The organism is Catellatospora tritici, from assembly GCF_019083965.1.
GTDB lineage: Bacteria > Actinomycetota > Actinomycetes > Mycobacteriales > Micromonosporaceae > Catellatospora > Catellatospora tritici.
In genome coordinates, this window is record NZ_JAHRCY010000002.1 from 635,608 (window position 1) to 656,690 (window position 21,083).

Sequence of the window (21,083 nt, forward strand, 5' to 3'; positions counted from 1 at the left end):
AACGTCGCCGCGGGCTGACATCTCACCTCATGCTGATCGGCCCGGACGCCGTGGCGTCCGGGCCGATCAGTGCGTTCAGCGCGGGTAGGTGCGGTCAGCGCATGTACTGGATGGGGCCGGAGTTGGCGGCCATGGCCTCCAGCCGGCGGACGCGCTCCTCCATCGGCGGGTGGGTCGAGAAGAGGGAGGCGATGCCGCCGCCCCGGAGCGGGTTGTCGATCATCAGGTGGGCGGAGCTGGCGAGCTGGCCCTCGGCGGGCAGCGGCATCTGCTGCACCCCCATGTGGATCTTCTTGAGCGCGCTGGCGAGCGCCAGCGGATCGTTGGTGAGCTGCGCGCCGGAGGCGTCGGCCTGGAACTCGCGGCTGCGGCTGATGGCGAGCTGGATGACCGTCGCGGCGAGCGGGCCCAGGATCAGCATCATCATCAGGGCGAGCGGGTTCGGACCGTCCTCGTCGTCGCCCCCGCCGATGGGCAGGAACCAGGCCAGGTTGGCCAGCATGGTGATGATGCCCGCCAGCGCCCCTGCCACGCTGGAGATGAGGATGTCGCGGTTGTAGACGTGCGACAGCTCGTGGCCGATGACGGCCCGCAGCTCGCGGTAGTCGAGAATGCGGGTGATGCCCTCGGTCACGGCGACCGCCGCGTGCTGCGGGTTGCGTCCGGTGGCGAAGGCGTTCGGCTGCATGGTGGGGCTGACGTACAGGCGGGGCATGGGCTGGCCGGCCTGCTGGGACAGCTCCCGCACCATCTGGTAGAGCTGCGGGAAGTCCGCCTCGCTGACGGGCTGCGCGTGCATCGAGCGCAGCGCCAGCTTGTCGGAGAAGAAGTAGCTGACGCCGTTCATGACCAGCGAGATGAGCACCGCGATGACCAGGCCGCCGCTTCCACCCAACCAGTAGCCGACCGCCAGGATCATCGCGGTCAGTACGCCGAGCAGGGCCGCCGTCTTGAGGCCGTTGTGGCTGTGCATCCATTCCCTCCACGTCTGGCGCGGTGGGTTACCCGCGCACCCGGTCCAACCCGGTTGATACCCGGTGGCCTTCCCGTTACGCGCTGTGAGTCGGCTGAAAGAAATTCTAGCCAACACCCAGGTAGACCCGTTTGCCCGATTACGGAGCGTATGCGCCAATCGTGAAGGGGTGGCGGCGTCAGCGCCAGGCGTTGACCGCCGTGTACAGCAGCTGCGGTGCCACCGTGAGCACCACCCCGGCGGCCATTGCCACGGTCAGCGCCGCCGTCGGCGCCCAGCCTGGCCGGGTCACCGCCGCGCCGTCCTCGACCCGGTACAGGGCGGCCACCGGACGCCAGTACACGGCCAGGCCCGCGACGGAGACCACGGCGACCAGCATCGCCAGGCGGTAGGAGTCGACCCCGACCAGCGCCTGCAGCACGGTGATCTTCGCGAACAGCCCGGCCAGCACCGGCGGCAGACCGGCCAGCCCGATCAGCGCGAACGCCAACCCGGCCGACCGCCACGGCGCGCGACGACCCAGCCCGCGCAGGTCGTCGAGGCTGCCGCCGTCGGCCTCACCCGGCCGCAGCGCCACCACCGCGGCAAACGCCGCCACCTCGAGGACCACGAAGAAGATCGCGTACACGAGGGCGGCGTCGAGCAAGGCGACCGCCGGTCCCAGCGCCACCAGACCGGACAGCCCGCCCAGCGGGGCCAGCACGAACCCCGCCTGGGCCACCGACGACCACGCCAGCAGGCGGACCGTACGTCGCTGGCGCAGCGCCCCGAGCGTGCCGAGCACCATCGACAGGGCCGCCAGCATCGCCAGCGCCACCCCGGCGACGATGAACATGCCCCGGTCCGGACCCGCGGGCCCGTTCTGCAGCACACCCTGCACCACGATCAGGATCGCGGCGACGCCGCCGAGCTTGGAGGCGGTGGACAGGAACGCGGCGACCGGCACCGGCGCGCCGTCGTACGTGGTGGGCGCCCAGGCGTGCAGGGGTGCGGCGGCGACCTTGAAGCCGAGGCCGACCAGCACCAGTACCAGCCCGGCCAGCGCCACCGGGTGCCACTCGCCGGGGATCGACTCGGGCACCGAGGTCAGGCCGCGCAGCTGCACCGTGCCGGTGGACAGGTAGAGCAGGGCCGCGCCCAGCAGGCTGACCGCGGTGGCCACGACGCTGTTGGCGAAGAAGGTGACCGACGCGGCCGAGGCGTCGGGCTGGCGCCGCCGGTGCAGCGCGACCAGGACGTACAGCGGGACGGTCAGCGTCTCCAGGGCCACGATCAGGGTGACCAGGTCACCGGCGCCGGCCAGCGCGACACCGCCGGTCATGGCGCTGGCCAGCAGGAACACCGCCTCCCCGACGGGGGCTTCGCCGTCGCGCAGGGCCGGAGCCCACAGCAGCAGCGCGGCGGCGGTCAGCGCGACGAGCACGACGGCCACGAGCTTGGCCCGGCCGTCGTAGACGTACGCGCAGTCGACCGGGAAGATCGCGTCGCCGCCGGTCGAGGTGCCCGCGCAGAACACGCTGCCCGCCCGGCGCACCGGGGTGGCCAGCGTCGCTGCGAGCGTCACCAGCGTGCCGAGCAGCGCCACCACGTACGGCACCCGCCAGCGCCCCGGCGCGAACAGGTCCGACAGCAGAGCCAGCACCGCGGTGGCCGCGGCGGCCAGCAGGGGTGTCAGCGGGGTCCAGGTCACGGCGTCACCCCCATGGTCAGGGCGTCGACCGCACCGGCCGACGCGGTCAGCACCAGCCCCGGCAGCACGCCGATCAGCAACGCCAGCAGCACCAGCGGCGCCCACGCCACCAGCTCGGGTACGTGCGCCTCGGCCGCGCCCGCCAACGCCGGGGCGGCCGGACCGTGGCTGACCCGGCGCAGCAGCCGCAGCAGGTACGCCGCGGTCAGCGCCCCACCGATCGCGGCCAGCACGGCCAGCACCAGCCAGCCGGTGCCGCCCAGCTGCACCGCCGCGACCACCGCGAACGCCTCGCCCCAGAACCCGGCCAGGCCCGGCAGCCCGAGGCTGCCCAGAGCGGCCAGGCCGAGGATGCCCGCGAGCCACGGCTGGCGCTCGCGCAGCCCGCCCAGGTCGCCGAGCAGGCCGGTGTGCGCGCGGTCCTTGATCGCTCCGGCGAGGAAGAACAGCAGGCCGGTGAGCACGCCGTGCGCGATGTTGCCGATCAGGGCCGCCTGCACGCCGATGGCGCTGCCCGCCGCCCCGGCGGCGATACCGAGCAGCACGAAGCCCATGTGCCCGACCGACGAGTACGCGATGAGCCGCTTCAGCTCCGTCTGCCGCAGGCAGACCAGCGACCCGATCAGGATGGCCGTGACGGCCAGCGCCCCGAGCAGCGTCGCGAACTGCGCCGCGCCCTGCGGGGTGACGCCGAGCCCGACCCGGATCAGCCCGTACGTGCCCATCTTCAGCAGCACCCCGGCCAGGATCACGCTGCCCACGGTCGGGGCCTCGGTGTGCGCGTCGGGCAGCCAGGTGTGCAGCGGCCACAGCGGGCTCTTCACCGCGAACGCCAGCGCGAACAGGCCGAAGATCCACAGCTGGGCGGTGCGGCCGAGGGTGGGCTGGGCGGTCAGCGATACCAGGTCGGCGGTCTTGGCCTGGACGACCACCGCGACCACGCCGACCAGCAGCAGCACCGATCCGGCCAGAGTGTAGAGCGCGAACTTGAGCGCGGCCGCGCGTCGGGCCGGGCCGCCCCAGCCCGCGATGACCGCCGCCATCGGCAGCAGCACGACCTCGAAGGCGAGGAAGAACAGCACCAGGTTCAGCGCCAGGAACGTGCCGAGGATGCCGACCTCGATCACCAGCAGCAGCGCGGCCAGCAGGTGCGCCCGATCGCGGCGCTGCCACAGCAGGAAGCCGCAGCACAGCAGCGTCAGCAGAGCGGTGAGCAGCACCAGCGGGTACGAGATGCCGTCGACGCCCAGCTGCAGCCGCAGCTGCAGCGCGGGCACCCAGGACAGGTCCACCGCGTGCCATGGATGCACGCCGCGCCCGGTCGGGGCGGGTGCGCGGTCGAAGCCCAGCGGCACCGCCAGCAGCAGCGTCAGCGCGGAGACGGCCGTCGCCGCGACCACCCCGGCCCGGCCGCGCAGCGCGGCGGCCAGCACGGCCCCGGCCAGCGGCACCGCCAGCAGCCCGATCAGGATCACGCTGTCGTTCATGGCACCCGCCACATGGTCGGCTCGCTCCGCTCGCTCATGCCGGTTCCCCGCTACGCGAGCAACCGGCATGAGGCACAAGCCGCACTGAGCCCATCGTTCGCTCGCTCCGCTCGCTCATGCCGGTTCCCCGCTACGCGAGCAACCGGCATGAGGCACAAGCCGCACTGAGCCCATCGTTCGCTCGCTCCGCTCGCTCATCCGAACATCACCGCCGTCACCGTCACGACCACCGCGCCGAGCAGCACGGCCACCAGCGCGCGCGGCAGCGGGGCGCGGTGCCAGGCGACCACCTCGCCACCGGCGGCGACCGTGGCCCGGCCCAGGCCGTTGACCGCGCCGTCGACCCCGCCCGTGTCGAGCGCGGTGACCGCGCGGGCCAGCGCCCGCACCGGGCGCACCACCAGCGCGTCCTGCACCGCGTCCAGCCCGAGGCCGCCCGCGAGGAAAGGACCCGCGGTGCCCAGCACCTGCGCCGGGTCGCCCTGGTCGGCGCGGCGCCAGCCCCACCAGGCGGCCCAGCCGCCGAGCGCGGCCAGCGCCAGCGGCAGCAGCACCTCGACGTCGAGGTGGATCAGGCCGGAGGTGGTGAGCAGCACGCCTACGCCGAGGCCCGCCGACGGGATCGCCAGCAGCACCAGCGGGCCGCGCAGCCACCAGTTCGATTCGTGCGCGTGGGCGGTGTGCTCGCTGCCCCGGCCGAAGAAGACGCGCAGCCAGGCCCGGGTGGCGTACCAGGCGGTCAGCGCGACGCCGACCAGCGCGACCGCCCACAGCACCGGCTGCTCGTGCAGCGAGCCGACGACCGCCTCCTTGCTGAAGAAGCCGACCAGCGGCGGCAGGCCCGCCAGCGAGCCCAGGCCGATCGTCATGGTCCAGAACGTCCACGGCATCGGCTTGCGCAGGGCACCCATCCGCGACATCAGGTTGCTGCCCACCGCGTGGATCACCGACCCGGCGCCCAGGAACAGCAGCGCCTTGAACGCGGCGTGCGCGAGCAGGTGGAACAGGGCCGCGTTGATCGCGCCCACCGACAGCGCCGCCATCATGTAGCCCAGCTGCGACACCGTCGACCAGGCCAGGACCCGCTTCAGGTCGTCGGCGGCGGTGGCGGCCAGCGCCCCGAGCAGCAGCGTGATCGCCGCGCTGACGCCGAGCACGATCCGCGCGGTCGGCGCGGCGGCGAACACCGGGTAGAGGCGGGCCACCACGTAGACACCGGCGGCGACCATCGTCGCGGCGTGGATCAGGGCCGAGATCGGGGTCGGACCGGCCATCGCGTCGGGCAGCCAGGTGTGCAGCGGGAACTGGGCGCTCTTGCCGAACACGCCCGCCAGCAGCAGCAACGCCGCCGCCGTGACCGTGCCGGTGCCCATCGTCGGCACCGCGACCAGCACCGTGGTGATCTGGAAGCTGCCCGCGTTCACCCCGAGCAGGGCGATACCGAGCAGGAAGCCCACGTCGCCGACCCGGGTCACCAGGAACGCCTTCACGGCGGCGCGCGGCGCCTCGGGCAGCGCGCGGTCGTGCGCGATCAGCAGGTACGAGCAGGCGCCCATGATCTCCCAGCCGATCAGCAGCAGGATCAGGTCGCCGGAGCACACGACGGTCAGCATCGCCGCCGTGAAGATCGAGATCTGGGCCGCGTACGGCCCGTAGCGCTCGTCGCCGTGCAGGTAGCCGTTGGAGTAGACCTGCACGCACAGCGCCACCACGGCCACGGCCAGCGCCACCAGCAGCGCCCGCGTGTCCAGCAGCGACGTCAGCGTCACGGACAGGTCGCCGAAGCCGACCCAGGTGCGGGTCTGCGCGCCGGTCGTCCCGCGCGCCAGCAGCGCCACCACCGCGATCAGGCTCGCGGCCGCCCCGGCGATGCCCAACGCCGCCGCCACCGGACGGTTCCGCATGGGCACCAGCAAGCCCACCAGACCGCACAGCAGCGGGGCCAGCACCAGCAGCTCGGTCATCGCGTCGGCTCCTCGTCGAGCACGGGCGCGGGCGCCGGTTCGGGCTCATCCAGCGGCACCTGGTCGATGTTGATGTCCTGGCGCAGCCGGAACAGGCGCAGCACCAGCGCCAGGCCGACACCCACCTCGGCGGCCGCGAGCACGATCACGAACAGGGTGAACACCTGGCCGGTCACCTTCGGGCGCAGCACGTCACCGGTGACCAGGATCAGGTTGACGGCGTTGAGCATCAACTCGACCGACATCAGCACCAGCACCGCGTTGCGCCGCCGCAGCACGCCGTACGTACCGAGGCCGAACAGCAGGGCCGCGGTCACCAGCGGGATCACCGGGCGGATCATCGGGCGGTCTCCCGCCGCGACAGCACGATCGCGCCCACCAGCGCCGCGAGCAGCAGCACCGACAGCACCTCGAACGGCAGCACCCAGTCGTCGAAGATCGCGGTGCCCAGCGCCTGCGCGGTGCCCGGCGCCGGAGGCTTGACGGTCAGCTTCCCGAACGCGGCCACGAACAGTCCCGCCAGGCCCAGCCCGGCGGCGGCGCCGACCAGCAGCGCGGGCAGCAGCGGGCGGTCCAGGTCGGGGCTGCGCCCGATCGGGGCGCGGGTCAGCATCACCGCGAACAGCAGCAGCACCACCACGGCACCGACGTAGATGAGCACCTGCACCCAGGCCGCGAACTCGGCGCCCAGCAGCAGGAACTCGATCGCGACCGCGCCGAGGGCGACGACCAGCCACAGCCCGGCGCGGACCAGCTGCTTCGTGCTCACCACCGCGACCCCGCCCGCCACCGCCAGCAGCCCCGCCACGGTGAGCGCGACGTCCAGCAGCGTCACGAGGTGCCTGCCCGCTTGGCCACGGCGGTCTCCTCCTTCGACGGCTCACCGTTGGGGTCGTGCGGCGGCGGGGGCGGCACGGTCGCCATCCACTCGCCGAGGCGGTCCTTGTCGTGCAGCAGGTCCTTGATGTCGTACTCGGCGTACTCGAACTCCGGCGACCAGTACAGGGCGTCGAACGGGCACACCTCGATGCAGATCCCGCAGTACATGCACAGGGAGAAGTCGATGTCGAAGCGGTCGAGCACGTTGCGCTGGCGCGGGCGGGCCGCGCCCGGCACCACGACCTCTTCCTTGTGCGAGTCGATGTATATGCACCAGTCGGGGCACTCGCGCGAGCAGAGCATGCAGACCGTGCAGTTCTCCTCCCGCAGCGCGATCACGCCGCGCGAGCGGGGTGGCAGCTCAGGGGCCACGTCCGGGTACTGCTGCGTGATGCTCGGCGCGACGAGCGTCTTGAGCGTGACGGCCAGCCCCTTGCCCAATCCCGCGCCAGGAATGCTCATGCGCACCATCCTGCCGTGTCACCGTCCCCCGCGCGAGTAGGAGGTCCCCGAAGCGCTGATCCACTCCGCCCGTCGCGGCCGAGCTGCCCGCCGCAGCCGAGGCCGCGCCGTTGGGAAGGGGCCCTTCTACCTCAGATAACGATAAGAAGGGGCCCTTCCTTACTGCAGGGCGACGCGGACGGCGGCGGTGAGGACGAGCTGCGCCAGCGCCACCGGAACGAGCACCAGCCAGCACAGCCGCTGCAGCTGGTCCTCCCGCAGCCGCGGCCAGGCCACCCGCAGCCAGATGACGACGAACGCCACCAAGCCGGTCTTCAGCAGCATCCACAGCCAGCCCACCGACTCGGCCCACGGGCCGTGCCAGCCGCCGAGGAACAGGGCGGCGGTCAGCGCCGAGATGACGACGATGCCGACGTACTCGGCGAGCAGGAAGAAGGCGAAGCGCAGGCCGGTGTATTCGGTGAGGTAGCCGAAGACCAGCTCGGAGTCGGCGATCGGCATGTCGAACGGGGGGCGCCGGATCTCGGCCAGGCCCGCCACGAAGAAGACGAGCATCGCCGGGAGCTGCCACAGCAGCCACCAGGGCCGCCACGACGCCACGATCTGCGGCAGGCTGAGCGAGCCGGCGGCCATCGCGACGCTGGCGGCGGCGAGCACGAACGGCAGCTCGTACCCGAGCAGCTGGGCGGCGGCGCGCAGGCCCCCGAGCAGCGCGTACTTGTTTGCCGAGGCCCACGCGGCCATCAGCACCGCGACCACGCCGACACCGACGATCGCGAGGACGAAGAACAGGCCCACGTCGAGCGGCTGGCCGACCAGGTCACCGGGCCCGAGCGGGATCACCAGCAGCACCAGCAGGTACGGCAGCAGCGCCACCGCCGGGGCCAGCCGGAACACCGGCCCGTCGGCCTCGCGGGGGGTCAGATCCTCCTTCTGCGCGAACTTGACCCCGTCGGCGATCAGCTGCGCCCAGCCGTGGAACGCGCCCGCGTACATCGGACCGACCCGGGCCTGCATGTGCGCCATCACCTTGTGCTCGGTCTGCCCGACCAGCAGCGGCAGCGTCAGGAACGCCACCGCCACCAGGGCCACCCGCAGCACGATCTCCCAGGTCATGATGCCGCTCCGCTTCGCGCGACGGCACCACGACGGCGGCCGCACATGATTCGCTCACTCCGGTCGCTCATGACGCCGGACCCCACTCCCCCGGCGCGGGCACGCCCGGCGGACGGACCGCCTGACGCTTGGTGCCGGTCTCGGACTCGCCGGGTTCCTTGGCCCCGGGCCACGGCTTGGCGACCCGGCTGGCCAGCACGAAGCTCTTGCGCAGCGGGTGGCCCTCGAACTCCGGCGGCAGCAGCAGCGGCTCCAGCTCACCGGGGAAGCCGATGCCGAACATCTCGAACGTCTCGCGCTCGTGCCAGGCCGCCCCCGGGTACACCGGCACCGCCGACGCCAGGCTCGGCGCGTCGACGGGCACCCGGGTGCGCAGCAGCACTCCGTGCCGACCGGCGGTCGACCACAGGTGCGCCACCACGTCGAACCCGGCGTCGAGTTCGTCCACCGCGGACAGCCAGTCGAAGAAGTCGCAGCCCAGCCCGTCGCGGGCGGCCGCCAACGCGACTGGCCACGCCTGCGGCGGCACGTCGACGACGGCCCGCGCGTACGGCCCGCCGCCGGACACGCCCGCCTGGGCTCCCTCGACGAGGCGCGTCAGGTGTGCCCCGATCTCCTCCGGCGTCATGCCCGGCATCCTATGCCCGCGAACGCCCGGCGCTCGACCACTCGCGGCCGCGGCCGGGCCGTGACGTCAGCGGCCGGGGTTGACCGGCGGGGCGGTCAGCGCGGCGACATCGGGGCGGTGCACCCCGCCCAGACCCGACTCCTCGGCCGCGATCTTCTCCTGCAGCCGCAGGATGCCGTGCAGCAGCGCCTCGGGGCGGGGCGGGCAGCCGGGGACGTACACGTCGACCGGGATGATCTGGTCGACGCCCTTGGTCACCGAGTACGAGTCCCAGTACGGCCCGCCGCAGTTGCTGCACGCCCCGAACGAGATGACGTACTTCGGCTCGGGCATCTGGTCGTACAGCCGCTTGATGGCCGGGGCCATCTTGTCGGTGACCGTGCCCGACACCACCATCAGGTCGGCCTGGCGCGGCCCGTGCGCGAACGGGATGACGCCCAGGCGCATGAAGTCGTGGCGGCTCATGCTGCTGGCGATGAACTCGATGGCGCAGCAGGCCAGGCCGAAGTTGAACACCCAGAGCGAGTAACGCCGACCCCAGTTCAGCACGAACTTGATCGGGTCTCCGAGCACCGAGGGCAGGGCCATGCGCTCAGCCTAGACCTCCGCCGGGCGCGGACCACAGACCCGGCGGCAGACCTGAGGCGGCTCAGTGCGCGGGCGCCACGTAACCCAACCAGGCGTCGACCTCCTGCTGGGTGAGGATGCGGTCCACCCTGGCCTGCGCGGGGATCGGGAAGCGGCGGCCCGGCCGCCAGTGGCGGCTGTAGCGCGGCGCGTCCAGCACCACGATCCGGGTGCCGCTGATGGCCGGGATGTCGGCCGGGCCGGTCTCGTTGCGCAGCACCGCCCCTGTGGCGTCGGCCAGGTGGAAGAAGTCGTCCACGTGCTCCAGCTCGGTGCTGTCCGGGCCGAAGCGCATCGCGTTGACCCAGCGCTGCTCCGGCCGCCGCCCCTCGACCAGCCCCGCGCCGATCATGGCGTCGGCCAGCAGCACCTGTAGCTGGAAGTTGTCGGCCACGCCGCCGACCCACACCATCGCACCGTGGCGGCTGGGCCGGTGCACGACCAGGATGTGCTCGTCGATGATGCGCAGCGCCAGGATGAGCCGCATGAACGCGGGCGCCGTCGAATGCAGCGGGTCCACCTGTGCCGTCCAGGCGGCCCGGTCGCCCAGCTGCGCGCGGGCCGACTCGTGCTGCAGGCAGGCCACCGCGGCCAGCGCCCAGTGCGGCCCGTCGCGCCACGCCGCCAGCAGCGGCATCGCGGGCACCGGGCCGATGGCCGCGCCGAGCATCCCGGTCGCCACCGTCATCCCGGCCTGGTCGCGTTCGGGCAGCGGGCGCCCGGCGAAGCGGACCAACCAGGTGTCGAGGAAGGCATGGGTGCCAGTCAGCGCGCCGTTCAACCGCTCCAGCACGATCCGGGTCAGCGGCCCCGGGTCGGCACCCAGCTCGACCATCGCCCCGGCGACGGTGGCGGCGTTGGCGGCGACGAACGGCAGCGGCGCCGCCCCGATCGCCGGGGCCAGATACGCCACCGCGGGGGTCAGCTCCGCAGGCGGCACCTGCTGCGCGGCGCGCACCAGCGGCGCGACCGCCGACAGCGCCGCCGTCGGGTCATGCCCCAGGACGAGCTGGTGGAATCCCTGCACCTGCTGTGCGAACACCCGCGCTCCCTCTCATGCGGTGCGGGCGCTGCGGCCTCAATCGACGTCACCCTGCGCATTCGCTCCGGATGACGTCGAGCGGCCGGCAACCGCCCGCACCTTGCCATGTGGTGCGGGCTCTGCGGCCTTAACCGACGTCACCCTGCGCATTCGCTCCGGATGACGTCGAGCGGCCGGCAACCGCCCGCACCTGGTTTCGTGCTGGTTGGGGCTGCGTCGCGGTGGGCATGTCGCCCAGGTCGTATCCGCGCAGCAGCACCAGCGCGATGCCCACGATAAGACCCGGCACAACAGTGAATCCGAGCAGGACTCCGGTACGCGCGGAGTCGGACTGCGCCACCACGGTGCCCGCGGTGGTGGAGATGTAGCCGAACACCTGCAGCACGATCCCGAAGATGAACGGGCCGAGCGCCAGGCCCAGGGTCTCGCCGGCGGTCCAAACGCCGGTGAACACGCCCGCCTGGCGCTTGCCGGTGCGGGCGGTGTCGTACGCGATGCAGTCGGGCAGCATGGCCAGGCCGAACAGCTGCTGTCCGGCGTAACCGAAGCCGATCACGGCGATGATGGCGTAGACCGCCCAGTGCGGCAGCACCGGTGCCGCGACCAGCACCAGCGTCGACACGGTCAGCGTGATCGAGGCGACCACGTACCCCTTGAGCTTGCCCAGCCGCTCGCCGACCCGGCGCCAGAACGGCATGACCACCAGCGCGGGGCTGACCACCACGACGAACAGCGTGGTGGTGGTGCCGGGGTCGCCGAGCACGTGCCGGGCGAAGTACTCGACCCCGCCGAGCATGCAGGCCACGCCGGTGGCCTGGACCACGAAGCAGGCGACCAGCACCCGGAACGGCCGGTTCGCGGCGACCACCTTGAGCTGCACCCGCAGCGACGGCTCGCTGGCGGTGACGACGCCGGTCGGCGCCTTGGCGGTACTGAAGAACGCGAAGCAGGTGCCGCAGACCATGATCGCGGCGACGAACAGGCCCATCCAGCGGTATCCCGGGACGCCGCCGCCGGTGGAGTCACGGATGATCGGCGCCAGCGCGCCGGAGACCAGGATCGAGGTGGCCAGCAGCGCGACCCGCCAGGTCATCAGTCGGGTGCGTTCGTCCGGCGAGGAGGTCATCTCGGCGGGCATCGCCACGTACGGCACCTGGAAGAAGCCGAACGCGGTCGCGGTGAGCAGGAACATCACCACCACGTAGAGCCCGGACAGGTCGGAGATGCCGAGTGGGGCGGCGAAGATGCCCGCGAACAGTGCCGCCATGCCGAGGCCCGCGAACAGCAGGTACGGCCGACGGGCGCCCCAGCGGGTCTGGGTGCGGTCGGAGATCCGGCCCACCAGCGGGTTGAGCACCACGTCCCAGGCCTTGGGCAGCAGCACCAGCAGGCCCGCCAGGCCCGCGGCCACCCCCAGGGTGTCGGTCAGGTACGGCAGCAGCAACAGGCCGGGCACCGTGCCGAACGCCCCCGTGGTCAGCGACCCGAGGGAATATCCGACCCGAACATGCGTGGGAAGCGCTTCGCCCGGAGCCTCCATCACCTCCACACTGGATGTCATGAGGGCGGATGGTACGGGAGGCAGTTGAATGCGGGTACCTGCCGGTGTGGCAGCGGGCCATCCGGCCACCGCTGAAGTAGGCCTTCGGATACTCCGAATGGGCGGATCGGCCGCCGACGCGGCGGTCGCGGCGGTGCTCGCCGCGTGCGTCGGGGAAACCGTGTTCACCGGGCTGAGCGGTGGCGGATTCGCCACTTACTTCGAAGCTTCGACAGGGCGAGTGTCCTGCCTTGATTTCTTCGTCGCGATGCCTGGCCTGGATGGGGATCGTAAGGCCGGCGCGATGCGGCCGATCGAGGTCGCCTTCGGAGAGGTGCCGCTGCCGTACGAGATCGGCGGAGCCTCCGTGGCGGTGCCCGGGGTGCCCGCCGGGTGTGGCGAGATTCACGCCCGCTGGGGCGTGCTGCCCTGGGCCGAGGTCGTCGCGCCCGCGGTGGAACTGGCCCACACCGGGGTGCCCATCCCCGAGGCGCACGCGCTGACCCTGCCGTCGCTGGTGCAGGCGATGCTGATCGACCAGGGCACCGCCGCGTACGCCCCCGGCGGGCGGCTGCTGCGCGGCGGAGAGCTGCTGTTCCACGCCGGGCTGGCCGACGCGCTGAGCATGATCGCCTCGGAGGGCCCGTCGGCCTGCTACACCGGCAAGATCGGCCAGAGCACGGTCGAGGCCGTACGCGCCGACGGCGGATCACTCGGGCCGCTGGACCTGGCGTCGTACCGGGTGATCGACCGCGAGGTGACCGCAGCGCAGCTCGGCGGCTGCACAGTGCTCGGCCGCACCGACCTCAACCGCGTCATCGACACCATCCGGTCGCTGCCCACCGACCTGGCCGATCTCGACCGCGGCGCCCGCGCCGTGGCCCTGGCCAACGCGCTCGACCTGCCCCGCCGCCTGGACAAACTCGGCGACACCACCAACGTCACCGCCGTCGACGAGGCCGGCAACGCCTGCGTCGTCACCACCACGCTCGGCCTCGGCTCCGGCATCTGGCTGCCCGGCCTCGGCGTCCACCTCAACTCGATGCTCGGCGAGGGCGAACTGATCAACGGCGAACTGGCGCCCGGCGAGCGGATGGGCTCGATGATGTGCCCGCTGATCGTGCTCGACCACGGCAACCTGCGGCTGGCGCTCGGCTCGGCGGGCGGCTCACGGATCCGGTCGGCCCTGCTGAACACGCTGGTCGAGGTCCTGATCGAGCAGCTGGACACGGTGGCGGCGGTCGACGCCGCCCGGCTGCACCCGCTCGACGACATCGTCCACGTCGAACCGTCGTACCCCCTTGACGAGGCCGCCGCCCTCACCGCCGCCGGCTACACCGTCAACCGCTGGCCCGCCCTCAACCACTACTTCGGCGGCGTCTCCGCCATCGGCCCATCGGGCCCCGCCGCCGACCCCCGCCGAGGCGGCTCCGCCCTCCCCCTCTAACCCCCGCCCTTTCGCGTCGATCATGAGCCTATGGCACGGCTCGACGGCGTGTCGCGTGCACAGGTTCCTGATCGACTCGGCTCCGGGCGGGTGCGGGCCACGGGCGGCGCGTCAGTTGATGTGGGTCGGGGCGACGTGGTCGCCCCGGAAGGTGACGCCCTCTTCCTGGAGGCGGCGGCGGGCCTCGTTCTCGTGGCCGGGAGGCAGGCGACCACCCGCGCCGACCACCCGATGCCAGGGCACTCCGCCGCCGTGGCGCGCCATGATCGTGCCGACCCGCCGGGCCGAATTTCGACCCGACTCGTCCGCCAGGGCATCCGCGACCGCGCCGTAGGTCATCACTCGACCCGGGGGAATCTGCTCAACGAACCGCAGCACCGCTTCGGTGTACTCCTCGGGCGTCATGGCGCTCAGGCTAGTTCGCATATGTCTCCGGCTCTCGCCCCTCCCGGCTCTCGCCCCTCCCGGCTCTCGCCCCTCCCGGCTCTCGGCTCTCGGCTCTCGGCTCTCGGCTCTCGGCCACGAATCCAGGTCGATCAGGAAGCTGTGCACGCGACACGCCGTCGAGCCGTGCCATAGGTTCATGATCAACGCGTAGGGGAGGGTGGCGCGCCAGTGGGTGGGATGGGAGCGGGGTGGGCGGGGTGTGGGTGGGCAGAATGGGGGAATGCGGCAACTGGTCACGCGGGCTAAGCGCGTGGTGGTGAAGGTGGGGTCGTCGTCGTTGACGACGGCTGCCGGGGGGTTGGATCCGGGGCGGTTGGCCGGGCTGGTGGCGGCGATCGCCGCGGCCGAGCGGCCGGAGGGTGGGGCGCGGCGGGAGGTCGTGCTGGTGTCCTCCGGGGCGATCGCGGCGGGGTTGGCACCGCTGGGGCTGTCCAAGCGGCCGCGGGATCTGGCTACGCAGCAGGCGGCGGCGAGCGTGGGCCAGGGGCGGCTGATGCACGCGTACACGGAGGAGTTCGGGCGGCACGGGCGGACCGTGGGGCAGGTGCTGCTGACCGTGGACGACGTGACGCGGCGGGCGCACTACCGCAACGCGTACCGGACGCTGCGCAAGCTGCTGGACATGAACGCCGTGCCGATCATCAACGAGAACGACACCGTGGCCACGGAGGAGATCCGGTTCGGCGACAACGACCGGCTGGCCGCGCTGGTGGCCGCCCTGGTGCAGGCCGACCTGCTGGTGCTGCTGTCGGACGTGGACGCGCTCTACACCGGTCACCCGTCGCACCCGGACTCGCGACGCGTCGACGAGGTGGCCGACTTCGCGCAGCTGCGTACGTTCGACGTGACGGGCGCGGGCAGTGCCGGTGTCGGCACCGGCGGCATGGTCACCAAGGTCGAGGCGGCCCGGATCGCCAGCGACGCGGGCATCCCGGTGGTGCTGACGGCCGCGCCCATGGCCGCCGCGGCCCTGTCCGGCGAGTCGGTGGGCACCCTCTTCCACGCCGCGGGGGTACGGGCCACCGCCCGCCTGCACTGGCTCGCCCATGCCACCACCGCTCGCGGCCGCCTGCACCTGGACCCGGGCGCGGTCTCCGCCGTGGTCGAACGCCGCGCTTCGCTGCTCCCGGCCGGAATCACCGCCGTGGACGGCGCGTTCACCGCGGGCGACCCGGTCGACCTGGTGGACTCCGGCGGCCGTGCGGTCGCCCGGGGTCTGGTCAACTACGACGCCCTGGAACTGCCCGGCCTGCTCGGCCGCTCCACCGGCGAACTGGCCGCCACACTCGGCCCCGCCTACGAGCGCGAGGTCATCCACCGCGACGACCTCGTCCTCCTCCCGGGGTAAGGAAGGGCACCTTGTTATCGCAACACGTTGTGGAAGGGCCCCTTCCCAACGCTTTGGGCGCGAGGACGCGCGGGGCGGACGGCGGGGCGGGGCGAGTGACGGAGAGGCTGAACGCATGAGCGTGATCGAGCAGGCGGGGCGGGCCCGGGAGGCGGCCACGGTGCTGGCGACGGCGTCGCGGGCGGTGAAGGACGCGGCGCTGCTGGCGATGGCCGACGCGCTGTCGTCGCGTACCCCCGAGATTCTCGAGGCCAACAAGCTGGACGTGGCGGCGGCGCGCGAGCAGGGCACGCCGGAGTCGACCGTGGACCGGCTGGCGCTGAACGAGTCCCGGCTGGCCGGGATGGCCGAGGGCCTGCGCCAGATCGCGGGCCTGCCCGACCCGGTCGGCGAGGTGGTCCGGGGCGGCACGCTGCCCAACGGTCTGCAGGTGCGGCAGCTGCGGGTGCCGTTCGGGGTGGTCGGCATCATCTACGAGGCCCGCCCGAACGTCACCGCCGACGCGGCCGGGCTGACCCTGAAGTCCGGCAACGCGGTGCTGCTGCGCGGCTCGGGTTCGGCGGCCCGCTCCAACGCCGCGATCGTGGCGGTGCTGCGCGACGCGCTGACCGCCGCCGACCTGCCCGCCGACGCGGTGCAGCTGGTCGACTCGGCGACCCGGGACACGGTCAAGGAGCTGATGCGGGCTCGTGGGCTGGTCGACGTGCTGATCCCGCGCGGCGGGGCGTCGCTGATCCGGACCGTGGTCGAGGAGTCGTCGGTGCCGGTGATCGAGACCGGGGTCGGCAACTGCCACATCTACGTCGACCAGAGCGCCGACCTGGACATGGCGCTGAAGATCCTGCTCAACGCGAAGGTGCAGCGGCCGTCGGTGTGCAACGCGGCCGAGTCGCTGCTGGTGCACGCCGCGGTGGCCGACGAGTTTCTGCCCCTGGCGCTGGCGGCGCTGCGCGAGCAGGGGGTGACGGTGCACGGTTCGCCGGAGGTCGCCGCGTACGACGACGCCGTCGTCCCCGCCACCGAGGCGGACTGGGGCACCGAGTACCTGGCCCTGGAGCTGTCGGCGCGGGTGGTGCCGTCGCTGGACGAGGCGGTCGCCCACATCCGCCGCTACGGCTCGGGCCACTCCGAGGCGATCATCACGACCTCGCTGCCCGCCGCGAACCGGTTCGCCGCGCACGTGGACGCGGCCGCGGTGCTGGTCAACGCCTCGACCCGATTCGTCGACGGCGGCGAGCTCGGCTTCGGCGCGGAGATCGGCATCTCCACCCAGAAGCTGCACGCGCGCGGCCCGATGGGCCTACCCGAGCTGACCAGCACCAAGTTCGTGATCACCGGTGAGGGCCAGGTGCGGGGCTAGCGGATCGCACGGATGACGTTCAGGGTGAGGTGTACGTCGAACGCTTCACCCTGTTCGGAGTCCCAGCCGCCGTCGGTGCGCTGGGTCTCCGCCAGCCGCTTCTTGGCCGCGATCATGGTCCAGTCGTCGGCGGAGACGCCGACCCGGCGCATCGAGGCGGCCATCGCCGCGGCGTCGACCGGTGCCATCCGGGGCAGCCGCTCGCCGAGCACCGACTGCATCCGGGCGGCCTCGTAGAACATGTCCTGCCGGTACATCACGGCCGCGCCCAGCCAGCCGGTCATCAGATACGACGGCCAGGTGCCGTCGCTGTTGAGGCTGTTCTTGATGAACTCGGCGCCGCGCGCGGTGGTGTCCGCGTACGGGATGGGCGTGTCGTCGCCGTAGGGCAGCGTGGCCCGGAAGTCGAGCCCGAACACGGTCAGCCAGAACGTGGCGTTCGCGGTCAGGTACAGGGTGGCCTCGGGGTCGCCGGGCTGGGCCCACTCGGGCGCCTCGGCGGCCAGCTCCTTGGCCTCCTGCCAGCTGCCGTCCGGGGCCTGGCGGCCACCCAGCCAGTCCAGCGCCCGCTGGGCCGCCGGGCGGCCGAGGGCGCCGAGGTCGTCGAGCTGGTCGAGCCGGAAGCAGGTGACGTCGATCGAGGCGACCTTGCCACGCTGGGAGGTGGGCCAGCCGCCACTTGGAAGTTGACCGGCTTCCATGGCCGAGATGACGTCATCGGCCGGCACTACCCCGGTACGCAGGTACGACAGGCGGGCCCGGTCCACCGGGTCGCCTTTCTTCACCACGAAACCGATTGCCGCGTCGAGATCCACCACGGTCATCGAGGGTACGTGTCCCATCTGGTCGCCGACCTCAGGAGGTCGGTCAAGGTCAACAGCACTGGCGGTCGGAATACCTCTCCGACCAGCGCCAAAGGCGGCGAAAGGCCGACGGCGACATCGCGCCGTCGGCCTTCGTCAGATTACCGACAGTTCTTCGAAGATCGCTATCAGTAGCTGGGCAGGCTCGGGTCGATGGTCTTCACCCAGGCCAGCACGCCGCCCTGGACGTGCACCGCGTCCTTGAACCCGGCCGCCTTCAGCGCGGCGAGCGCCTCGGCCGACCGCACGCCCGACTTGCAGTGCAGCACGATCTGCTTGTCCTGCGGCAGCGTGGCCAGGGCCTCGCCGGACAGGATCTCGCCCTTGGGGATGAGCACACTGCCCGGGATGCGCACGATCTCGAACTCGGCCGGCTCGCGGACGTCGACCAGCAGGAAGTCCTTCTCGGCGTCCTGCCACTCCTTGAGCTCGCGGGCGGTGATGGTCGAGTCGACCACCGCCTCCTGCGCCTCGACGGAGACCGCGCCGCAGAAGTCCTCGTAGTCCTCCAGCAGCTGGGTGACGGTCGGGTTCTCGCCGCACAGCGCGCAGGCCGGGTCCTTGCGGACCTTGATCTTGCGGTACGTCATCTCCAGCGCGTCGTACACCATCAGCGAGCCCACCAGCGGCTCGCCCACACCGGTGAGCAGCTTGATCGCCTCGGTGACCTGGATCGCGCCGATGCTGGCGCACAGCACGCCCAGCACGCCGCCCTCGGCGCACGACGGCACCATGCCGGGCGGCGGCGGCTCCGGGTAGAGGCAGCGGTAGCAGGGGCCGTGCTCGGCCCAGAACACGCTGGCCTGCCCGTCGAACCGGTAGATCGAGCCCCACACGTAAGGCTTGCCCAGCAGCACCGCGGCGTCGTTGACCAGGTAGCGCGTGGCGAAGTTGTCCGTGCCGTCGACGATCAGGTCGTACTGACCGAAGATGTCGAAGACGTTGTCCCGGTCGATCGCGGTGTTGTGGATCACCACGTTGACGTACGGGTTGATCTCGCGGATGCTGGCCGCGGCCGACTCGGCCTTCGGGCGGCCGATGTCCGACTGGCCGTGGATGATCTGGCGCTGCAGGTTGGACTCGTCGACGGTGTCGAACTCGACGATGCCCAGCGTCCCCACACCCGCGGCGGCCAGGTACATCAGCGCGGGCGAGCCGAGACCCCCGGCGCCGACGCAGAGCACCTTGGCGTTCTTGAGCCGCTTCTGCCCGGCAACCCCGACGTCCGGGATGATCAGGTGACGGCTGTAGCGGCGGATCTCGTCCACCGAGAGCGACTCGGCGGGTTCCACCAGCGGCGGCAATGACATGACCACATTCTCGCTCGCCCACCCGCTGATCGCCATGATCGACCATCTCCCGGACTGCGAGGTGTGTCACGCGCCCGGTTCGGCGCGTCAGGGAATAGCGGGACCTCGATACAGCAACCCGCCGCGGTACGGCCACGCGTACGCCTTGCAGCCCTGCAGCCCGGTCGACTGCTGCAGCATCACCGGCGCGTCCAGGCCCGGCCCGGGGCAGGCCTCGTGGCCGAAGCCGAGCTGGTGGCCGACCTCGTGGTTCAGCGCGAACGCCCGGTAGTCGGCCAGCGGGGCGCCGTAGTCGGGCACCCCGGTCAGCCAGCGGCTCAGGTTGATGATCACCTGGCCGGGTAGGCGGCACGAGACGAACGCGTCCGTGTACAGACCACCGGCCGCGCACATCTTCTTCGAGGTCTCCGCGCTGGCCAGGAACACCGTGAACTCGGCGGTGGCCTGCTCGGCCACCCGCTGGAACCGGTAGGTCCCGGCGCCGGCCCATCCGCGCGGGTCGCCCAGGATCGCCTCGACCTCGCCGCCGAACGGCGCCGCCTGCTGCGCGGTCCCCTGCTCGACGGCGACCCGGAACTTGCGCACGTTGCCCTTGGCGCCGATCACCTTGCCCGTGCCGCCGACGTACGCGAACTTGCCCGTCCCGGCGGTGGGCACCCCGGCCGGATCGACGGGCTGCGGCGCGGGAGTGTTCTCCTCGCGCCCCGTCGCCTGCGGCGCCGCGGCGGAACCGGGCGTGCCGGAGGCGGCGGCCTCGCTGGGCGCGGTGGCCTGCGTGGCGGCCGGGTCGTCGAGCAGCAGCCCGTCCGAGCCGCGAGCCAGGTCGATGCCGACCAGGCCGACCACGACGCCGAGCAGCGACGACATGATGATCAGATTGCGGCGGCGGCGGGCCCGGATCTGGGCCCGGCGCCGGGCCCGGAACCCGGCGCCGTCATCGGGATCCTGCCGCCGGGTCGGGTACGTCTCCTGGCCGGTGTACATCACGCCACCGACGGCCCGGCGTAGCGCTTGCCGTTGACGTACGGCCAGGGGTTGGCGATGCACCCCTTGAGCCCCAGCGTCTGCTGCTGCATCGTCGGGGCGAGCTTGCCCGGCCCAGGACAGGCCTCGTGATAGTGGCCGAGTTCGTGACCGACCTCGTGGTTGATCACGTAGTTGCGGTAGGTGTGCAGCTCGATGTGCTTGTCGATGTAGTCGGGCACCGAGCCACGCCAGCGGTTCAGGTTGATCACGACCCGGCCCGGCAGGCGGCACGAGGTGTAGGAGACGCCGTTCATCCGGGTGTCCATGCCGCCCTGCGCGCACAGCTTGCGGGTGGTCTCACCGGTCGCCAGATAGACCGTGAACTGGTACGACGACCCCGCCGCGACCCGCTGCAACCGGAACTGCTTACCCGCGATCCAGCTGCGCGGGTCGCCCAGCGTCTCGTCGATCATGCGGGTGAACTCGGGCAGTTCGTCCTTGGCGACGTTGGACTCGGCCGCCACCCGGAACCGCTTGATGTTGCCCGCGGTCCCCATCACCTTCCCGGTGGTGCTCGCGTACGTCCAGGTGCCCGGCCCGGAGGCGGGCGTCGGACCGTCCATCCGGTAAACCGGCTCCGGCGAGGGCGACGGGCTCGGCGCGGCCGACGGGGACGCCGCCGCGCTCGGCGACGCCGGGGTGGCCGCGACCGGACGGGTCGGCGGCGGCTCCGGAGCACCGCGCAGCAGGTCGATGCCGACCAGGACGGCCGCGCCGATCAGCAGGCACAGCACCGCGGTACGGCGTCGCCGCTGCCGCATCCGGGCTCGGGCGAGCCGACCGGCTTCGGACCGTGACGCCCGTACGGCCGTCGTGTCGGTGTCCCAGTTGCGGGCGGCACGGGGCGAGGGGGCGGTGCGCATCGTGACAGCCT

20 protein-coding genes are annotated in these 21,083 nt (G+C 72.2%); 3 read left to right on the forward strand and 17 right to left on the reverse strand.

What is annotated here, in order from left to right; translation table 11 throughout:
* Positions 1 to 94: 94 nt before the first annotated feature.
* The 12 genes from htpX to KUA19_RS06880 all read right to left on the reverse strand — a co-directional run bounded on the left by htpX (position 95) and on the right by KUA19_RS06880 (position 12,429).
* A complete protein-coding gene (htpX, locus tag KUA19_RS06825) occupies positions 95 to 973 on the reverse strand; it encodes a zinc metalloprotease HtpX (RefSeq protein WP_217395216.1) in 879 nt (292 codons plus the stop codon).
* A 178-nt stretch (positions 974 to 1,151) separates the two neighbouring features.
* Positions 1,152 to 2,663, reverse strand: coding sequence for an NADH-quinone oxidoreductase subunit N (locus KUA19_RS06830; RefSeq protein ID WP_308167357.1), 1,512 nt, complete (start codon positions 2,661 to 2,663; stop codon positions 1,152 to 1,154).
* Positions 2,660 to 4,150, reverse strand: a complete 1,491-nt coding sequence (locus tag KUA19_RS06835) for a complex I subunit 4 family protein (RefSeq protein WP_254548689.1) — start codon at positions 4,148 to 4,150, stop codon at positions 2,660 to 2,662. The genes KUA19_RS06830 and KUA19_RS06835 overlap by 4 nt, the downstream gene beginning before the upstream one ends.
* 194 nt (positions 4,151 to 4,344) lie before the next feature.
* The gene (locus KUA19_RS06840) at positions 4,345 to 6,114 is read right to left on the reverse strand and encodes an NADH-quinone oxidoreductase subunit 5 family protein (RefSeq protein ID WP_217395218.1); all 1,770 of its coding nucleotides are present in this window, start codon (positions 6,112 to 6,114) and stop codon (positions 4,345 to 4,347) included.
* Positions 6,111 to 6,452 (reverse strand): NADH-quinone oxidoreductase subunit NuoK, encoded by a 342-nt coding sequence (gene nuoK / locus KUA19_RS06845; protein WP_217395380.1) that lies wholly within the window; start codon positions 6,450 to 6,452, stop codon positions 6,111 to 6,113. The genes KUA19_RS06840 and nuoK overlap by 4 nt, the downstream gene beginning before the upstream one ends.
* Positions 6,452 to 6,949 carry an NADH-quinone oxidoreductase subunit J family protein gene (locus KUA19_RS06850; RefSeq protein ID WP_217395219.1) on the reverse strand — a complete coding sequence of 166 codons (498 nt, stop codon included), beginning with the start codon at positions 6,947 to 6,949 and terminating at the stop codon, positions 6,452 to 6,454. Before KUA19_RS06850 ends, nuoK begins: the two co-directional genes overlap by 1 nt.
* Positions 6,946 to 7,464, reverse strand: coding sequence for a NuoI/complex I 23 kDa subunit family protein (locus KUA19_RS06855; protein ID WP_372451769.1), 519 nt, complete (start codon positions 7,462 to 7,464; stop codon positions 6,946 to 6,948). The genes KUA19_RS06850 and KUA19_RS06855 overlap by 4 nt, the downstream gene beginning before the upstream one ends.
* Positions 7,465 to 7,614: 150 nt before the next feature.
* Positions 7,615 to 8,571 carry a complex I subunit 1/NuoH family protein gene (locus KUA19_RS06860; RefSeq protein ID WP_217395221.1) on the reverse strand — a complete coding sequence of 319 codons (957 nt, stop codon included), beginning with the start codon at positions 8,569 to 8,571 and terminating at the stop codon, positions 7,615 to 7,617.
* Between the two features lie 67 nt (positions 8,572 to 8,638).
* Positions 8,639 to 9,199: an NADH-quinone oxidoreductase subunit C gene (locus tag KUA19_RS06865; protein WP_217395222.1), complete on the reverse strand. Its 561-nt coding sequence runs from the start codon at positions 9,197 to 9,199 to the stop codon at positions 8,639 to 8,641.
* Between the two features lie 66 nt (positions 9,200 to 9,265).
* Positions 9,266 to 9,787: an NADH-quinone oxidoreductase subunit B gene (locus KUA19_RS06870; protein ID WP_217395223.1), complete on the reverse strand. Its 522-nt coding sequence runs from the start codon at positions 9,785 to 9,787 to the stop codon at positions 9,266 to 9,268.
* Between the two features lie 61 nt (positions 9,788 to 9,848).
* The gene (locus KUA19_RS06875; protein ID WP_217395224.1) at positions 9,849 to 10,868 is read right to left on the reverse strand and encodes a hypothetical protein; all 1,020 of its coding nucleotides are present in this window, start codon (positions 10,866 to 10,868) and stop codon (positions 9,849 to 9,851) included.
* Between the two features lie 127 nt (positions 10,869 to 10,995).
* Entirely contained in the window at positions 10,996 to 12,429 is a 1,434-nt protein-coding gene (locus KUA19_RS06880) for an MFS transporter (protein WP_217395225.1), read from the reverse strand.
* Positions 12,430 to 12,457: 28 nt separating this feature from the next.
* On the opposite strand from KUA19_RS06880, the gene KUA19_RS06885 reads away from it, so the two are divergent.
* On the forward strand, positions 12,458 to 13,855 hold the full coding sequence (locus KUA19_RS06885; protein WP_217395226.1) for a gamma-glutamyltransferase: 1,398 nt from the start codon (positions 12,458 to 12,460) through the stop codon (positions 13,853 to 13,855).
* A 111-nt stretch (positions 13,856 to 13,966) separates the two neighbouring features.
* Here the strand turns inward: KUA19_RS06885 and KUA19_RS06890 are convergent, their stop codons facing one another.
* Positions 13,967 to 14,260 (reverse strand): MGMT family protein, encoded by a 294-nt coding sequence (locus KUA19_RS06890; protein ID WP_217395227.1) that lies wholly within the window; start codon positions 14,258 to 14,260, stop codon positions 13,967 to 13,969.
* A 262-nt stretch (positions 14,261 to 14,522) separates the two neighbouring features.
* Between KUA19_RS06890 and proB the strand changes: the two genes are divergently transcribed.
* Both proB and KUA19_RS06900 read left to right on the forward strand, forming a co-directional pair.
* A complete protein-coding gene (proB, locus tag KUA19_RS06895) occupies positions 14,523 to 15,650 on the forward strand; it encodes a glutamate 5-kinase (protein ID WP_217395228.1) in 1,128 nt (375 codons plus the stop codon).
* Between the two features lie 115 nt (positions 15,651 to 15,765).
* Complete coding sequence (locus KUA19_RS06900) at positions 15,766 to 17,010, forward strand: glutamate-5-semialdehyde dehydrogenase (RefSeq protein WP_217395229.1); 1,245 nt, start codon at positions 15,766 to 15,768, stop codon at positions 17,008 to 17,010.
* On the opposite strand, the gene KUA19_RS06905 is transcribed toward KUA19_RS06900, so the two are convergent.
* From KUA19_RS06905 to KUA19_RS06920, 4 genes are all read right to left on the reverse strand, one after another.
* Positions 17,007 to 17,852, reverse strand: a complete 846-nt coding sequence (locus tag KUA19_RS06905; protein WP_254548691.1) for a prenyltransferase/squalene oxidase repeat-containing protein — start codon at positions 17,850 to 17,852, stop codon at positions 17,007 to 17,009. The genes KUA19_RS06900 and KUA19_RS06905 overlap by 4 nt on opposite strands.
* A 149-nt stretch (positions 17,853 to 18,001) precedes the next feature.
* The gene (gene moeZ / locus KUA19_RS06910; RefSeq protein WP_217395230.1) at positions 18,002 to 19,183 is read right to left on the reverse strand and encodes an adenylyltransferase/sulfurtransferase MoeZ; all 1,182 of its coding nucleotides are present in this window, start codon (positions 19,181 to 19,183) and stop codon (positions 18,002 to 18,004) included.
* An 87-nt stretch (positions 19,184 to 19,270) separates the two neighbouring features.
* Complete coding sequence (locus tag KUA19_RS06915) at positions 19,271 to 20,167, reverse strand: DUF3152 domain-containing protein (RefSeq protein WP_254548693.1); 897 nt, start codon at positions 20,165 to 20,167, stop codon at positions 19,271 to 19,273.
* Positions 20,167 to 21,072 carry a DUF3152 domain-containing protein gene (locus KUA19_RS06920; protein WP_254548695.1) on the reverse strand — a complete coding sequence of 302 codons (906 nt, stop codon included), beginning with the start codon at positions 21,070 to 21,072 and terminating at the stop codon, positions 20,167 to 20,169. Before KUA19_RS06920 ends, KUA19_RS06915 begins: the two co-directional genes overlap by 1 nt.
* Positions 21,073 to 21,083 lie beyond the last annotated feature (11 nt).

What these genes read in the sequence shown, in the direction of transcription:
- KUA19_RS06870 (WP_217395223.1), bottom strand. Translation starts at nt 9,787, where the DNA reads ATGGCCCTGCCCTCGGTGCTCGGAGACCCGATCAAGTTCGTGCTGAAC.
- KUA19_RS06920 (WP_254548695.1), bottom strand. Translation starts at nt 21,072, where the DNA reads ATGCGCACCGCCCCCTCGCCCCGTGCCGCCCGCAACTGGGACACCGAC.
- KUA19_RS06900 (WP_217395229.1), top strand. Translation starts at nt 15,766, where the DNA reads ATGAGCGTGATCGAGCAGGCGGGGCGGGCCCGGGAGGCGGCCACGGTG.
- KUA19_RS06860 (WP_217395221.1), bottom strand. Translation starts at nt 8,571, where the DNA reads ATGACCTGGGAGATCGTGCTGCGGGTGGCCCTGGTGGCGGTGGCGTTC.
- KUA19_RS06880 (WP_217395225.1), bottom strand. Translation starts at nt 12,429, where the DNA reads ATGACATCCAGTGTGGAGGTGATGGAGGCTCCGGGCGAAGCGCTTCCC.
- KUA19_RS06865 (WP_217395222.1), bottom strand. Translation starts at nt 9,199, where the DNA reads ATGACGCCGGAGGAGATCGGGGCACACCTGACGCGCCTCGTCGAGGGA.
- KUA19_RS06885 (WP_217395226.1), top strand. Translation starts at nt 12,458, where the DNA reads ATGCGGGTACCTGCCGGTGTGGCAGCGGGCCATCCGGCCACCGCTGAA.
- proB (WP_217395228.1), top strand. Translation starts at nt 14,523, where the DNA reads ATGCGGCAACTGGTCACGCGGGCTAAGCGCGTGGTGGTGAAGGTGGGG.
- KUA19_RS06915 (WP_254548693.1), bottom strand. Translation starts at nt 20,167, where the DNA reads ATGTACACCGGCCAGGAGACGTACCCGACCCGGCGGCAGGATCCCGAT.
- KUA19_RS06890 (WP_217395227.1), bottom strand. Translation starts at nt 14,260, where the DNA reads ATGACGCCCGAGGAGTACACCGAAGCGGTGCTGCGGTTCGTTGAGCAG.
- KUA19_RS06835 (WP_254548689.1), bottom strand. Translation starts at nt 4,150, where the DNA reads ATGAACGACAGCGTGATCCTGATCGGGCTGCTGGCGGTGCCGCTGGCC.
- KUA19_RS06840 (WP_217395218.1), bottom strand. Translation starts at nt 6,114, where the DNA reads ATGACCGAGCTGCTGGTGCTGGCCCCGCTGCTGTGCGGTCTGGTGGGC.
- KUA19_RS06905 (WP_254548691.1), bottom strand. Translation starts at nt 17,852, where the DNA reads ATGGGACACGTACCCTCGATGACCGTGGTGGATCTCGACGCGGCAATC.
- moeZ (WP_217395230.1), bottom strand. Translation starts at nt 19,183, where the DNA reads ATGTCATTGCCGCCGCTGGTGGAACCCGCCGAGTCGCTCTCGGTGGAC.
- KUA19_RS06855 (WP_372451769.1), bottom strand. Translation starts at nt 7,464, where the DNA reads ATGGTGCGCATGAGCATTCCTGGCGCGGGATTGGGCAAGGGGCTGGCC.
- htpX (WP_217395216.1), bottom strand. Translation starts at nt 973, where the DNA reads ATGCACAGCCACAACGGCCTCAAGACGGCGGCCCTGCTCGGCGTACTG.